The sequence below is a fragment of the Sphingomonas sp. genome (genome assembly GCF_040398505.1).
In the GTDB taxonomy this organism is placed as follows: Bacteria; Pseudomonadota; Alphaproteobacteria; order Sphingomonadales; family Sphingomonadaceae; genus Sphingomonas.
In genome coordinates, this window is sequence record NZ_JBBATX010000003.1 from 1 (window position 1) to 14,918 (window position 14,918).

Annotated in this window: 12 protein-coding genes; 6 read left to right on the forward strand and 6 right to left on the reverse strand. The window is 66.0% G+C overall.

The features are described 5' to 3' along the window. On the reverse strand, positions 1 to 1,127 hold a 1,127-nt coding region (locus ABWP09_RS00805; protein ID WP_353203269.1), incomplete at its 3' end, for a cytochrome ubiquinol oxidase subunit I. A gap of 125 nt (positions 1,128 to 1,252) precedes the next feature. Here ABWP09_RS00805 and ABWP09_RS00810 point away from each other — a divergent pair. The 4 genes from ABWP09_RS00810 (at position 1,253) to ABWP09_RS00825 (ending at position 5,470) form a co-directional block, all read left to right on the forward strand. Continuing rightward, a complete protein-coding gene (locus ABWP09_RS00810; RefSeq protein ID WP_353203270.1) occupies positions 1,253 to 2,806 on the forward strand; it encodes an ATP-binding cassette domain-containing protein in 1,554 nt (517 codons plus the stop codon). A gap of 2 nt (positions 2,807 to 2,808) precedes the next feature. Further along, complete coding sequence (locus tag ABWP09_RS00815) at positions 2,809 to 4,248, forward strand: ATP-binding cassette domain-containing protein (protein ID WP_353203271.1); 1,440 nt, start codon at positions 2,809 to 2,811, stop codon at positions 4,246 to 4,248. Further along, the gene (locus ABWP09_RS00820; RefSeq protein WP_353203308.1) at positions 4,155 to 4,520 is read left to right on the forward strand and encodes a hypothetical protein; all 366 of its coding nucleotides are present in this window, start codon (positions 4,155 to 4,157) and stop codon (positions 4,518 to 4,520) included. Before ABWP09_RS00815 ends, ABWP09_RS00820 begins: the two co-directional genes overlap by 94 nt. A 212-nt stretch (positions 4,521 to 4,732) precedes the next feature. Beyond that, positions 4,733 to 5,470, forward strand: coding sequence for a Crp/Fnr family transcriptional regulator (locus ABWP09_RS00825; protein ID WP_353203272.1), 738 nt, complete (start codon positions 4,733 to 4,735; stop codon positions 5,468 to 5,470). Here ABWP09_RS00825 and ABWP09_RS00830 read toward each other — a convergent pair. Together ABWP09_RS00830 and ABWP09_RS00835 are read right to left on the reverse strand one after the other, a co-directional pair. Continuing rightward, positions 5,457 to 5,921 carry a hypothetical protein gene (locus ABWP09_RS00830; protein WP_353203273.1) on the reverse strand — a complete coding sequence of 155 codons (465 nt, stop codon included), beginning with the start codon at positions 5,919 to 5,921 and terminating at the stop codon, positions 5,457 to 5,459. The genes ABWP09_RS00825 and ABWP09_RS00830 overlap by 14 nt on opposite strands. A 182-nt stretch (positions 5,922 to 6,103) precedes the next feature. Beyond that, on the reverse strand, positions 6,104 to 7,270 hold the full coding sequence (locus tag ABWP09_RS00835) for a serine hydrolase domain-containing protein (RefSeq protein ID WP_353203274.1): 1,167 nt from the start codon (positions 7,268 to 7,270) through the stop codon (positions 6,104 to 6,106). A gap of 95 nt (positions 7,271 to 7,365) precedes the next feature. Here ABWP09_RS00835 and ABWP09_RS00840 point away from each other — a divergent pair, with 95 nt between their 5' ends. Then, positions 7,366 to 7,623, forward strand: a complete 258-nt coding sequence (locus tag ABWP09_RS00840; protein WP_353203275.1) for a hypothetical protein — start codon at positions 7,366 to 7,368, stop codon at positions 7,621 to 7,623. Between the two features lie 4 nt (positions 7,624 to 7,627). Here ABWP09_RS00840 and ABWP09_RS00845 read toward each other — a convergent pair whose 3' ends face one another. Together ABWP09_RS00845 and ABWP09_RS00850 are read right to left on the reverse strand one after the other, a co-directional pair. Then, complete coding sequence (locus tag ABWP09_RS00845) at positions 7,628 to 10,180, reverse strand: TonB-dependent receptor (RefSeq protein WP_353203276.1); 2,553 nt, start codon at positions 10,178 to 10,180, stop codon at positions 7,628 to 7,630. A gap of 103 nt (positions 10,181 to 10,283) precedes the next feature. Further along, positions 10,284 to 11,903 (reverse strand): tetratricopeptide repeat-containing sulfotransferase family protein, encoded by a 1,620-nt coding sequence (locus tag ABWP09_RS00850; RefSeq protein WP_502959737.1) that lies wholly within the window; start codon positions 11,901 to 11,903, stop codon positions 10,284 to 10,286. Between the two features lie 88 nt (positions 11,904 to 11,991). Between ABWP09_RS00850 and ABWP09_RS00855 the strand changes: the two genes are divergently transcribed. Continuing rightward, on the forward strand, positions 11,992 to 13,278 hold the full coding sequence (locus ABWP09_RS00855) for an amino acid permease (protein ID WP_353203277.1): 1,287 nt from the start codon (positions 11,992 to 11,994) through the stop codon (positions 13,276 to 13,278). Here the strand turns inward: ABWP09_RS00855 and ABWP09_RS00860 are convergent. Next, positions 13,258 to 14,865, reverse strand: coding sequence for a phytoene desaturase family protein (locus ABWP09_RS00860; RefSeq protein WP_353203278.1), 1,608 nt, complete (start codon positions 14,863 to 14,865; stop codon positions 13,258 to 13,260). The genes ABWP09_RS00855 and ABWP09_RS00860 overlap by 21 nt on opposite strands. Positions 14,866 to 14,918 lie beyond the last annotated feature (53 nt).

Genomic DNA, 14,918 nt, shown 5'->3' on the forward strand with positions numbered 1-14,918 from the left:
TTGTCGATCGTCGCGGCGTCGGCGGTGCGCGGATCGGCGACGAAGCGCTTCAGCAGCAGCGCATAGCCGAGGTCGCCCTTGGTGCGCTCGAACGCTTCGCGCGCCGCCAGGTTTTTCGGATCGACCTTCAGTTTCTCGACCGCATCATACGCCGTCACGCCGTTGACGATGCGCATCCGGGCGCGCGCGACGAGCGGGAAGATGCCCGCCACCTCGCCGCTGATGCCGCGCGTTGCGATCAGCCCCATGACATAGGGAATCTTGATCTCATAATCGGTCGAGCGGCCCGAATTGGACGGGAAGCCGAAAATGGCGAGCCCGGCGGGACTCGGCTCGGTGTGCCACATCCCCTCGATCGCGGCGAGTTTCATCTGCTGGTTTTCAGTCAGCGTATAGCCGCTTTCGTCGCCGAGCACGACGACACTGAGCGAGGAGGCGAGACCGAACGCCGCCGCCACGGTGAAGCTGCGCCGCGCGAAGTCGACGTGCCGCCCTTTGAGCAGATAGAAAGCCGAAATGCCGAGCACGAACACGCTGGCGCAGACATAGCCCGCGCTCACCGTGTGGACGAATTTCGCTTGTGCGACGGGATTGAAGATCACCGCGATGAAATCGGTCACTTCCATCCGCATCGTCGCGGGGTTGAACACCGACCCGACCGGATGCTGCATCCAGCCATTGGCGATCAGGATCCACACCGCCGACAGGTTCGATCCGAGTGCGACCATAATCGTCGTCAGCAAATGGCCGCGTTTCGACAGGCGATCCCACCCGAAGAACATCACGCCGACAAAGGTCGCCTCGAGGAAGAAGGCCATCAGCCCCTCGATCGCGAGTGGTGCGCCGAACACGTCGCCGACATAATGCGAATAATAGGACCAGTTCATCCCGAATTCGAATTCCATCGTTAGGCCGGTCGCGACGCCGAGCACGAAATTGATCCCGAACACCTTCGCCCAGAAGCGCGCGATATCGCGCCAGATCGGGCGATCGGTGATCACATAGACGCTCTCCATGATGACCAGCATGAACGACAGGCCAAGCGTGAGCGGCACGAACAGGAAGTGATAGAGCGCAGTCAGCGCGAATTGGAGCCGTGATAGCTCCACGACAGCCATGCTCGTCATGCGGGACCCTCATTGTTCCGCCACACAGGGAGCGGGGACCGGATTGCCGGGCTTTAGGTGGTTGGTGCGCCGTCCGGTTTGACCGGAATCAAAGCGGACCAGGAATAACCGGCCATTCCAAGCGTATGAACAGAACATCGTTGGCGGGATTTCTCTGGGTGTTCGATGTGCTGGGGGCGGCCCTGTTCGCCTTCGGGATCGCCGGCGCGGTCGGCCATCTGGCGGCGGGGGCAGCGCCGGGGATCACCGCCTATCTCGCGATCCTGCTCGGCACGCTCATGCGCGCAGCGACGATCATTGCCGTCCACCGCGTCGCGATCGACGCAGCGCACGCCAGCAGCGCGGCGCTCCGGGGGCGGCTGATCCCGCATTTGCTCGGCGGCGTCCTCCCCCGCCCGATCCTCGCCGGTGAAAGCGCGACCTTCGCGATCGACCATGTCGCCGCGATCGAAGCATCGAACGCCCGCTTCGCGCCGGTTCGGCTGCATGCGGCGCTCGGCCCGCTGCTGGTGATGGCGATCGTCGCCGCGGTCAGTTGGGTCGCCGCGCTCATCATGCTGCTCACCCTGCTGCCGTTCGTGCTGGGGATGATCCTCGCCGGGTCCGCCGCGCGTCAGGCGTCGGAGCGGCAGCTGGCCGCGCTCGCCGCCCTGTCCGGGCTGTTTGTCGATCGGTTGCGCAACGTGCCGCTGATCCGCCATTTCGGCGCGGAGGATCGCATCGCAACGCAAGTCGGCGCGGCGACGCGCGCGGTGGCGGACCGCACCGTGCTCGTGCTGCGCGCGGCCTTCCTTTCGGGCGCGGTGCTGGAGTTCTTCGCGGCGCTCGCGGTCGCCTTGATCGCGGTCTATTGCGGGTTCGGTCTGCTCGGCCTGTTGCCCTTCCCCGCGCCCGAGACCCTGACGCTCACCAGCGCCTTCTTCGTCCTCGCAATGGCGCCGGAATTCTACCTGCCGATGCGACGGCTGGCGGCGGCGTATCACGAAAAGCAGCTCGGCGAGGCGGCGACCGCGGCGCTTGCGACGATCGCGCCCGAACAGCCAGCGGCGACTCGGGCGACCGGCATGTTCACCGGCTTGCACGTCGCCGGCCTGCGCCTCGACTGGCCCGGCGTGACGATTGGCCCGATCGCTCTGACGCTCGGCTCGCGCGATTTAGTCGTGCTCACTGGTCCCACCGGCAGCGGCAAGACCAGCGTGCTCGCGGCGATCGCCGCGCAATGCGCGCCTTCGGGCGGCAGTGTGACCACCGCATATGGCTGCGCGCTCGATCCGGCGGACATTGCCTGGGCGGCGCAACGTCCACTTTTGCTGCCCGGCACGCTGGCCGACAATATCGCGCTCGCGGCACCGCACGCCACGCCGGAGATGATCCGCGCGGTCGCGGACCGGGTTGGCCTTGGCGCCTTGCTTCGCGACCGGCGTGAGGGGCTGAACCTCCAGATCGACCATCGCGGATCGGGCCTGTCCGGCGGCGAGCGGCGCAGAATCGGTCTGGCGCGCGCTATCCTGTCGGGGCGACCGTTGCTGCTGTGCGATGAACCGACCGCCGATCTCGATGCGGACAGCGCGACCGAGATCCGCGCGCTGCTGCTGGAACTGTCGCGGGAGCGGTGTCTGCTGGTGGCGACGCATGACCCCGCGCTCGTCGCCGCTGCCCGGCTCGCGGTGCAGCTATGAACATGCGCCGCACGGAAATGCGCTGGGCGACGCTGGCCGCCTCGGTCGCGGCGATTTCGGCGATCCTGTTGCTTGGCCTATCGGGCTGGTTCCTGACCGCCGCCGCCCTCGCCGGAGCCTCGGGCGTGACCGCCGCGCTCGCGTTCAACTATCTGATCCCCAGCGCCGCGATCCGGCTGTTCGCGCTGCTGCGGACCGGGTCGCGCTATGGCGAGCGGCTCCTGTCGCACCGTGCCGCCTTGCGGGCGATGGCCGATCTGCGCGGCACCCTGTTCCGCAAGCTCGCGGCGCAGGATGGCCGCGCCGCGCCCGCGCTGTCGGGCGGCGATGCCAGCGCGCGACTGTTGGGGGATATCGACGCGCTCGAGGACCTCGTGATCCGCCAGCCGGCCCGCGTCGCCGCGTTGATCGCGGCGGCGACGAGTATCGCATTGGTCGCGCTCGCGGGGTGGCAGGCGGCGCTGGCGCTAACGGTGATACTGGCGATGCTGCCGCTGCTGTTGCGCATGCTCGCCGGTCGATTGACTCGCGAGCCCGCCCAGGCGGCAGCGGATGCGCTGAGCGAGCTGCGCACGCAATTTGTCGAATATGCCGCTGCCCGGCCCGAGATCGCTGCCTACGGGCTGGCCGAGCGCGTCTCCGCCCGCCTTGAAGGACCAGGCGCGGCGCTCGACACCGCCCGCAAACACCTGTTCGTCGGGGAAGGTGTGCTTGCTGCGATCATGCTCGCTTATGGCGTGGCGACCGTCGCGCTGGTGCTGGCGCTGGCGACCGGCCCTGCGCACTATGTCGCGCTCGCGCTGCTCGCGGCAGCGGCGGCGGTCGAGGCGATGGCGGGGCTGTCGCGCACCGCGCTGAAGCGAGCGAGCGTCGAGACCGCGCTGCATCGGCTCGACGTGATCGCCAAAGCTGCGCCGCCACTGCCATGGCCGGAGGCCCCGGCAGAAACGATTACCCCTGCGCGGGTGCGGCTCGGGAAAACGCGGCTGCGCCCCGGCGCGCGGATCGCCGTGATCGGCGAATCGGGCTCGGGCAAAACGATCCTGCTTGAGACTCTTGCCGGACTGCGCAATGCAGCGCTCGATATTACGGTGGACCATCTGTCGCCGGCGCGCCACCCCGCCACCCAGTTACGCGCGCACTTCGCGCTCGCCGCACAGGACGCGCTAATGCTGGCGGGAACGATCGCCGACAACCTCCGTCTCGCGCGCGCTGGCGTGACCAAGGCCGATATGTGGCAGGCGCTTTATATCGCTTGCCTCGATACGCGGATCGCCTCGGCACCAGCTGGATTGGACACGATCCTCGGCGAGGCGGGCGGTATCTTGTCGGGGGGGAGCGCAAGCGGCTGGCGCTGGCGCGCGCGCTGCTGGCCGGGCGGCCGTGGCTGTTGCTCGACGAGCCGACCGAGGGCCTCGACGCGGCGACCGAAGCCGTGGTGATCGCACGGCTGCGCGCATGGCTCGATGCGACCGGGACCGGGCTGATCCTGGTGTCGCACCGCGCGATGCCGCTGACCTTGGCGGATCAGCAGATCGCGATTGGCGATATTGTCAGCGCAGAGCCGGATCCGCACGTCCAGCGTGCCGACCGCCGTCGTATCGAGCCGCGCGGTCGTGCGGATTCTGATAGATGCGGCGTCGATGTTGACGAAGCGACGCTTCGAGATATCGACGGCGATCCCGGCTTGCGCCGCCCAGCCGAAACTGCCTGACATCTTCACCCGCGTCGGCCCGCGGGCGCACTGCGCCACACGGGTTGAAATGATAGTGCGCGGACGCGCAGCAAAACGGCGCCTGCCTTTATACCGGCACGCAACCGCCGCTTCTGTCTGCGCGCAGTCAGAAGCGGCGAGTGCGTAATTTCCGATGCTGCGCCGCCGCGACACATGCGCTACAATCGATTCGTGACGAAAGGAGCGCGACCATGACCACGCAAACGCTCGCCGACAAGGCAAACGCGGCGCAGGCCAGTGCGGTTTGTCACGAATGCCTGGTGCGCGATACGTCGCTCTGTTCGAGCCTCCACGATCACGAGCTGGTCGCGCTGAGCGCAATCGGCCGCCGCCGGACGGTGCCGCCGGGACACGTCATCACCTGGGCCGGGGATATCGTGACCACCTTTGCCAATGTCGTGAGCGGTGCGCTGAAAGTGACGGCCTCGACCCCCGACGGGCGTGAACAGATCGTCGGGCTGTTATTCCCCGGTGATTTCGTCGGGCAGATGTTCACCGACGAGGCATCGCTGACGGTGACCGCGCTGACCGAGACCAAGATGTGCAGCTTCCCGCGCGCAGCGTTTGAGCGCGAGCTGGGCGCGCAACCGCGGATGGAACGGATGTTGCTCGAACGAACGATGGCATCGCTCGATGAAGCGCGCGAACGCATGCTGTCGCTCGGGCGGCGCAATGCGCAGGAGCGCGTCGCCGGGTTCATCGGGCAGCTGGCGGAGCGGGCGGGACTGCCGCGCGATGACGGCGGAATCCATGTCTCGATCCCGATGAGCCGTGGCGAAATGGCCGATCTTCTCGGCCTCACGATCGAAACCGTCAGCCGTCAGCTGACGCGACTGAAGGCGGCGGGACTCATCACCTTCGCCAAGGGCGAACGCGATTGCCTCGTGCTCGATCCACGCGGGCTCGATCTGGTCGCTAATCCGGCCTGACCACTCCCGCACCGGCATTTGCGATATAGCTTTCCTTCAGCCGGATCGCGCGGCGGCAGCCGTCGAAGAAGCAGCGCAGCATGTACGAAAGCTGGCCGATATTGGCGCCGGCCGCCGTTCCGACATGCTGCCACAGCGTGACAATCAGATCCTGCCCGTGCAGTTCATCGAGCACATGCATCTGATGCAACGCATCGAGCATGACAGGGGTCGGGCGCTGCTCGGGCGGCATCGTGCGGAGAATCTGTTCGGCGCGCGCGAAGTGCGAACTGGTGATGCGGAGGATGCGATCGCTGATCCGGCGCAGTTCGGGCAAGGCCGGCAGCGCCGGCAGACAGTCCGCGACGCGTTCGAGATCGTCGCACAACAAGCGCTGGATGACATGATCCTCGTGCAGCGTCTCGATCGACGACTGGATCGGATATGGGGCGACCGGCGAAACGCGGCTCATGACGGACGGCATCCTCACGCTATACAAACTGGCGGAATAGCGGCGCGGCGCGGGTGCGCCTTGACGATGGTCAAACCGCCATCGGCGAATTGCCGAGCGCTACTTGGAAACTCGCCTTCCCGACCGCGTCGTCGTGAGGACCATCGATGGCGGCGGGACGTCGCAGGGAGGGGCCGCGCGCGCTACGGTACCGTGCCGCGCGCGAGCGCCTCTTCTGTCGCGGTATAGGCCGAGCGCGCGCCCGGCAGATCCGCAACATCGGTCGCGAAATAGGCGGCTCCCGTGCCACGCGTCGCATCAATCCACAGCCCCGAGCGCAAGCCATACGCTTCGCCGAGATGCCCGAGGCGCGGATGCCCGTCGCCGAACGGATCGTCACGGCAGCCGGCGATGCCGGTCGCGACAAAGCCGAGCGCGAGGCCGTAGCGGCACATTTGCCCGGCCCACGTATCGCCATTGCTGGCGGCACCGGTAGCGCCGTTCCACGTCCAGACGGGCGTTTCGAGCAACGCGACCGAGTGTGGACGCAGGATCCGCACGCCGTCGAGCTTGCCCTTGCCGAGCAGCAACCGCCCGACCCGCGCCAAATCGCGCACCGAGATATACAGCCCGCCCTGCGGCGAATAGGTCGCGCCATTGGCACCCGCGCGCCATTTCGAGAGATCGCACGTCCCGTCGCTGGCGCGCGTCACCGGACAAGCCGGTCTGGTCCCGTGATTGTCATCGCGCGTCACCACCCCGCTGCGATACTGCACCACCGCGCGCGCCACCGCCCGGTCGGAGCAGGAGGCGAGCGTATAGCACGCATCGAGCTTGAGCGGCGCAAGCACGAGCCGCTGCATCAACCAGTCGAAACGCTCGCCGGTCGCGCGTTCCATGACCGCCGCGATCACCGGGAAATTGAAATTGGTGTATTGGAAATAGCTGCCGGGCGCATGGCCCGCATCCCATGCCTTGGGGTCGGAAAGGATGGTGCGCATGTCGGCATCGAGCGGAAGGACATAATCGATCGTGTCGGTCAGGCTCGACTGGTGCGACAGCAACATCCGCAAGCTGATCTCCCGATCGGGAAAGGCCGGATTGCGCAAGCGGTAGCCGAGCAGAGCCGACACATCGGCGTCGAGGTCGAGCTGGCGCTGCTCGACCAGCCGCAGCACTGCGATCGCGACGACAAGCTTCGAAATCGAGGCGATCCGCGCCGGATCATCGGCGGTCAGCGCGCGCGCGGCGGCGACATCGGCCAAGCCCGAGACGCGCACCGACCGCTCCCCGCTGCGATCGAAGGTGACGCGCGCTGTGGCGATCGGCTGCGTCATGCTCGCGGCCAGGAGGAGCAGCGCGGAGATCATGCGCCAAGATTACGCCGAGACAGCGCTTTGTGAAACATCCAAAGCCAAGCTCCGCCGCAGCGTGTATCGGGCTGCACGAAAGGAAAGGCTTGAGGATGTCCGAAGACTATGCGCACGGCCAGCGCGACGGGCTGCGGCTCGCGCTGGCGATCCTGGCGGCCGAGGAGGCCAAATGGGCGGCGCTGCTCGGCGAGAGCCGCGCCGGGCGGACCAATGCGATCCGCGCGGTGCGCCACAAGACGCTGCAAGTGGCGCAGGCGCGCGTGCAAACCGCGCTCAACCGGCTGACGCCCAAGGCCGACAGCACGATGACGTCCGAACTCGCCTCCGCGCTCGACAAGGTCGGGCTATGACCCGCTAAAAGTCGGTATGGAGCCGCACGCCGATCGTCTGCGGCGTCACCGGCACGATATACGGGCGTTGCCCGCACGACCCGCACTGCTGAAAGCGCGAGAGCTGACCGCGCGCATCGAACGCGTTCTGCAGGAACAGCTCAAGGCTGAAGCGACTGAAGTCCGCCCCGATCGCGAAATCCGCCGTGGTGAAGGCCGCGAGCCGCCCGAGCGTCGCGGCGGGGTTGTAGGGGACTCCGGTCGGGGTGAAGGCGAGCGTCCGCACGTCGCTCGATGCCGAGCTTTGATACGACACCACGCCCTGGCCATACGCCTTGGCCGTGCCGATCGGCACGCTGTAGCGTGCCGTCCCGCTCGCCTTGAATTGCGGCGTGATCGGCAGGCGCGTGCCCGCCGGAGCCGACGGGGTCGCTCCGCCGCACGTGAAGGTAGGGTCCGCGGCGAAGCAGAGGTTCTGCGTCGTCTTGGCATCGGTGTAGGAGGCCGAGCCACTCAGCGACAGCGCGCGCAGGTTGAGGCTACCCTGGATTTCCGCACCGCGAATGCGCGCGTTGGGGCCATTTTGGATTTGCGTGAAGCTGTTCAATCCAAGAAAAGCAAATTGGAACTTGTCCCAATTCTGCTGATAGATCGCACCGTTCAGCCGCAGCTTGCCGCCGAGCAGCGTGGTCTTGGCGCCGAGTTCGTAATTGGTCAGGAAATCCGCGCCATAAGGCGGCACGTCGGCGCGGCGGTTGATGCCGCCGGGGCGGAACCCGCGCGAGGCGGTGCCGTACAAGAGGACGCCGGTGACCGGTTTCCAGCTCAGGTTGAAGCGGTACGTCACGCCCTGGCCCGATGCCGTAACCGGCTGCACGCCCGCGCCAGCGGCAAAGGTGCCGAGGTTGGTGCACGGCCCGCCCGCTACCGCAGGCGGCAGCAAAGTGGTCGATCCCCCCGCCGCCACCGCATCGCGCAAGCGCGTGCCGTTGGTGGTGAAACAACCGGCGACGCCGGTGCGTGAGCTGCCCGCGGCATTATACGGTGTGGTGTTGAAGCCGCCCGCCGGATCGCGTCCGAAGCCGAAAAAGCCGATCAGCGAATTGTCGTAAATATAGGCGCGGCCCCCGGCGGAGGCGGTCAGCGTTGGCGTGATGTCGAAGCTCGCCTCGCCGAACAGCGCATAATCCTTGTCGACGCGATACTGCTTGGTCAGCCACAACGTGCCCGGCGATCCGTTGACCGACAGCGTGGTCGCCAGATTGGCGATCTTGTAATCCTGATAGATGTCGTTGCTTTGCCGCTGATAAAAGGCACCCGCGACGATGCGGAACCGGTCGGTCGACGGGCTGGCGACGCGCAGCTCCTGGCTGAGCTTCTTGAAATGGTCGCTGCCGATCACTTGCTGGCGCGGATCAATCGTGCGGCCGGCATTGTCGCGATAATAGAAATACCCGGCGAGACCGCCAGCCGAGGAATAGAGGCTGTCATAGGCCTCGGAATAATCAGTGTAATCGCTCGACTGGTACGTCTTGCGATCGAGATAGGCCCCGGCATAGGTCAGATCCCAATTGCCGACCTTGCCTTCGATCGTCAGCCCCGCCTGGATGAAGCGGTCGCGGCGGAATTCCGGGAAAAAATGCTGGACCTTGAGGTCGCCGACTTTGGGATCATAGCCGTAAGAGCCGTGGCTCCGCGTATCCTGATACATCACGCTCGGCGTGACGGTCCAATTGCTGTCGAGATCGACCTTCAGCGCGGCGCGTCCACCGGCGATTTCGGTGTCGTTATAGTCTTTCTTGACGAAAGCGGCGTTGTTGACGGCGATTCCATCTTTCACGCAATTGCCAGCGGCGTCGAAATTCACGCCTCCGCAAAACTGCCGCGTGCCGGGAACGTTGTCGATGTAACCGGCATCGCGCTGATAATAACCGATCACGCGCAGCGCCGCGGATGCGGAGAGGGGCAAATTGATCATCCCCTCGGCCTTGCCGCCGAAGCCGCCCTTGCTGACGTGATTGCCCTCGACATCGGCGCGGCCATAGAAATGCGAAGTGTCGGGCTTGTTGCTGATGATGCGGATCGTACCCGCTTCGGACGACGCGCCATAGAGCGTCCCCTGCGGCCCCGACAGGCTCTCGATCCGCGCGACGTCGTAGATATGGACGTCGAGATTGCCGCCGATCGTCGTCACCGGCTGCTCATCGAGATAGACGCCGACCGAAGGCAGCGTGCCCGAATGGTTGCCGTCACCGCCCGATGCGATGCCGCGCATGTAGATCACGTTGGTGCCCGGCGTGCCGCCCAGCGCCTGGAACGAGACCGATGTCAGTTGCTGGGCATATTGTTTGAAGCTGGTGATATTGAGCTCATCGAGCTTCTTGGTGGTCAGCGCCTGGACGCTGATCGGCACGTTCTGCAGGCTTTCCGAACGCTTGGTTGCGGTGACGACGATATCGGCATTATCGTCGACCGGCGCCGGAGCGGGGGCAGGCGCGGTCTGCGCAAAGGCCGGCATCGCGAACACGGCCGAAGACAAGAGCGCGGCGACGACAGCACGGTGCGCGAACGAAGACATCAGACAGCCCCTTTTTCGATGTTGCAACAGACTGTTCGCGAGCGCAGCATCCGTCAAGCGGGTCGATACCAAAGTGTAACAATCGTGCCGCAGCGTTGCGCAATTACAACGATGCAGGCACTGCCGGATAGCGTTCGAGCACGTCGCCGAGCGCGGCTTTTAGGGGATCGAGCCACGGTTCGAACGGCTTCCACGCCTCGGTCCCCTCGCGGAAGATCGGGCGGCGGACCTGCTCGGAACTTGCGGTGCGGACCGCGCGCTCGGTCTCATGAAAGGCGAGGCAAGCGGGTTCGAACGCGAGTCCGCACGCCTCAAGCAATGCGCGGACGGTGCGTTCGGTGTCGTCGACCATATCCTCATACAGGACGCGGTGGACGCGCCCCGGCAGCACCGCATCGACATGCGCGATCAGCCGCACATAATCGCGATAGTAACGCCCCATATCGTCGAGCGCGTAGCTGAACCCCTGCCCGCGCGCGAAATGCTGTTTGAAATTGGAGAAACAACAGCCGAGCGGATGCCGCCGTGCGTCGATGATCCGGGCATTGGGCAGGATCGAATGGATGAACGGCACATGCGCCCAATTGTTGGGGAGCTTGTCGATGAACAGCGGCCGATCGCTGCGGCGCTGGATCCGCGTGCGCTTGAGATAGTCCGCGCCCGCCGCGTGCAGTCGATCGGCGGACCAGTCGGCCAACCCGGTCGGATACGCCGCCTCTTGCCGCGCCAGCAGCGGGATGTCGGGCAATTCGGTCGTCCCCTCGACCTGCGAATGGCTCGACAGGATCTGCTCGATCAACGTCGAGCCCGCGCGCGGCATGCCGAGGATGAAGATCGGGTCGGATGCCGGATGCCCCTGCCCCGTCCGTGCCGCGAAGAAGTCCGCGTCGAACACCGCGATGCTGCGATCGACAAAGGCTGCGGTTTCGTCGGCATCATAGTTCAGCGCGGTGCGGCGGCGCGCGTTGCCGTCGGCATAATGCGCAAAGGCGCGCGCGGCGTCGCGGCGATCCTCGAACGCCTTGCCGAGCGCGAAATCGAGATGGAAGCGATCTTCGTCGGTGATGTCCACATCTGCGAGCGCCGCTTCCATCGCGGCGATGTCCGTATCGTCGAAGCGCACGGTCTTCAAATTGGCGAGACTCCACCACGCCTCCCCCAAACTCGGCAACAGGTCGATCGCCCGGCGATAGGCGGCCACGCCGTCGGCCTGCCGCCCGACCGTCTTGAGCATATGGCCATAGCTCATCCACACGCGCGGCTGCTCGGGCACGTCGGCGAGGACGCGCTGGTACAAGGCGATCGCGTCGTCGAACTGGCCGAGCCGACCGAAGGCGGCAGCCTGCAAATTGGCGTGGCCGGGATTGTCGGGATCCTCGGCGACGACGGTGGCGAGTTCGGCAATCGCCTCGGTCGGGCGGTTGAGCCGGTACAGCACCAGCGCGAGATTGGCGCGCGCGGCGGTGAAGCCGGGCGACAGCTCGATCGCGCGCCGCAGCAGTGTCTCGGCATCCTTGTAGCGCCCGATCCGTCCCGCCAGCTCCGCCAACATGCGGATCGCCGCAACATCGAACGGATCATCGCGCAACTGCGCCTTCAGCAACGGCTCAGCCTCACCAAGACGATTGTCATTGAGCGCGAGCGCTGCGTCGATTAGCCGCGGCGGATAGCGGCCGCTCGCCGCCATCCAGCCCGTTTCGGTCCCCGTGATCACCTGCGCCATGCCGGGGTCGTAGCGCAGCCGACACGAAAAGGAACTATGGCGTCGCATCCCGCGGCGTGCTGAACTGCCAAACAAGGGGATTACGCAGATGACGACAGCCGCGCCGCGCCCGTTCGGATATTGGACCGCGACCGCATTGGTGATGGGCGGGATGATCGGTTCGGGCATTTTCCTGATGCCGATCGCGCTCGCGCCTTATGGTTGGACCGGGGTCGCGGGGTGGATTGTCAGTATCGCCGGCGCGATCGCGATCGGGTGGACGCTGGCGCGGCTCGCGCAGGCGATGCCCGAGGCGACCGGCGCGATTGCAATTACCGGCGCGGTATTGGGGCCGTTGCCGGGCGTGATGGTCGGCGTGGCCTATTGGGTGTCGGTGTGGGCGACCAATGCCGCAATTGCGATGGCGGCGACGAGCTATCTTGCGGCGTTCGTGCCGGCGCTTGATGCGACACCCCTGATCGGCGCGCTGGTCTCGGTCGCGCTGATCTGGCTGTTCACGCTGCTCAATCTTGCCGGGGCGACGCTGGCGGGGCGCGTGCAAGTCGTCACCACAATCCTGAAGATCGCACCGCTGATCGCGGTGGTGGCGATTGCCGCTGCGGTCGGAGGGAGCGGGATGGTCGCACTCCCGTCACTGCCCGCGCCGGGAACGATGCTCGCAGGGCTTGGCGGCGCGGTTGCGCTGACCTTGTTTCCGCTGCTCGGGTTCGAGGCGGCGAGCGTCACTGCCGAGCGCATCCGCGATCCGGCACGCAACGTGCCGCGCGCGACGATGACCGGCACAATCGCGGTCGGGCTGTTCTACATTCTCGTCTGCTCGAGCATCGTGTTGCTGTTGCCCGCCGCCGATGTCGCGGCATCGACCGCGCCGTTCCAGCTGTTTGTCGAGCGGTTCGCGGGCGTTGGCGGGGGATTGCTGGTTGCCGCCTTTGCCGCCATCGCGGCGCTCGGCGCGCTCAACGGCTGGGTGCTGATCCAGGGCGAGGTGCCGCTCGGCATGGCGCGCGCGGGGTTGCTGCCGCGCTGGTTCGCGCAGGTGTCGGCGCGCGATGTCCCGGTGCGCGTGCTGATCCTGTCCTCGACCTGCGCCAGCCTGTTGGTGCTGTCGAATGCGAGCGCGTCGCTGGCCGGTGCCTTCGCCTTCGTCGCACTGCTGACGACCTGTTCGAGCCTGTGGTTCTATCTTGCCGCGTGCGTCGCGGCTTTGGTCCGGCGGATCGCACCGGTCACGGCGACGCTTGGCATCGCCTTTGCGCTCTTCGCCTTTTGGGGCGCGGGAAGTGCCGCAAGCGGGCTCAGTCTGGTGCTGATGCTCGCCGCGCTTCCGCTCTACTGGCTCCGCCCCCGGACCGCCTTAGCCGAACAACCGGCCTAAAACGCTACGATCGCGCAGAATTTCGTGCGCGGCATTGTGTCCGGGCGCACCGGTGACGCCGCCGCCGGGATGCGTGCCCGATCCACACATATACAGCCCCGCGATCGGCCCGCGATAATCACCATGCCCGAGCATCGGCCGCGCCGCCCAGAGCTGGTCGAGCCCCATCGTCCCGTGGAAAATGTCCCCACCGATCAACCCGAACTTGCGTTCAAGATCGAGCGGGGAATGGATTTGCCGCGCGATCACCGAGGCTTTGAAATTGGGGGCATGGTCGGTGACGGTGTCGATAATCAGATCGGCGACTTGCTCGCGGCAATCGTCCCAGGAGCGGCCATCGGGTAAAGTGGGTGCAAATTGCTGGCAGAACAGGCTGGCGATGTGCATCCCCGGCGGGGCGAGACTGTCATCGACCGTGGTCGGAAGTTTCATTTCGACGATCGGTTTTTTCGACCAGCCATGCTGCTGCGCATCAATGAACGCCTGGTCCATATAGTCCATGCCCGGCGCAATGATGATGCCCGCGGTGTGATGCTCGGCCTTGTCCTTCCCCGGGAACACCGTGAAATCGGGGAGTTCGGACAAAGCGACGTTCATGCGGAAGGTGCCGCTGCCAGTCTTGAAGGTGTCGATCCGGCGCTTGAAATCGGCGGGCATGTCGGCGGGATCGACCATCTGGCGATACAGCAAGGCGGGGCCGACATTGGCCGCAACGATCTTCGCGGCGATCTCCTCGCCCGAGTCTAGCCGCACGCCGGCGACCTTGCCGCCTTCGGTCAGCAGCTTAGCGACGGGTGCCTCAAGACTGATCTCGACCCCCACCTCTTCGCACGCCTGCGCCATGGCCTGGGTAATCGCCCCCATCCCGCCGACCGAATGACCCCACGCACCGAATTTGCCATTCACTTCGCCAAAGACGTGATGGAGCAGGACATAGGCGCTGCCCGGCGTCGAAACCCCCGCATAATTGCCGACCACCGCATCGAAGGCGAAGGCGGACTTGACATGATCGTCCTCGAACCAGCCATCGAGAAAATCGCGCGCCGATTTGGTGAAGACGTCGAGCAAATCGCGCTGCGCCTCGATCCCCATCTTGCCGATCGGCCAGCCTTGCGCCGCCCCAGCCACCAGCGCGCGCAAGCCGCCGCCGACATTGGGCGGGGTTTTCAGCGCGAGATCGCGCAGCACTTGCGCAACCTTTTCCAGCGCCGCGTCATAAGCGGGATAGGCGTCGGCGTCCTTCTGGCTGAAGCGCGCAAATTGCGCTTGCGTGCGCGCGGTGCCGCCGCCGAGCGTCAGATAGGTATCGGGAAAGGGGAAGAAATTGCTGATCGTGCGCTCGATGATGCGAAAGCCGCGATCGTGCAGCTTCATGTCGGCGATGACCTGAGGCCGCAGCAGACTGACGGTGTAGCTCGCGGTCGAATTGCGGAAGCCGGGGTGGAATTCCTCGGTCACCGCCGCGCCGCCGACGACATGGCGGCGTTCGAGCACGCGCACCTTCAACCCCGCGCGCGCGAGATAGAAGGCGCAGACCAGCCCGTTATGGCCGCCACCGATGATGAGCGCGTCGTAGCGTTTGGTCATGCTTGCTCCCGCCTTCTGATCTCTTGCCCCCTCCCGCCTTCGCGGGAGGGGTT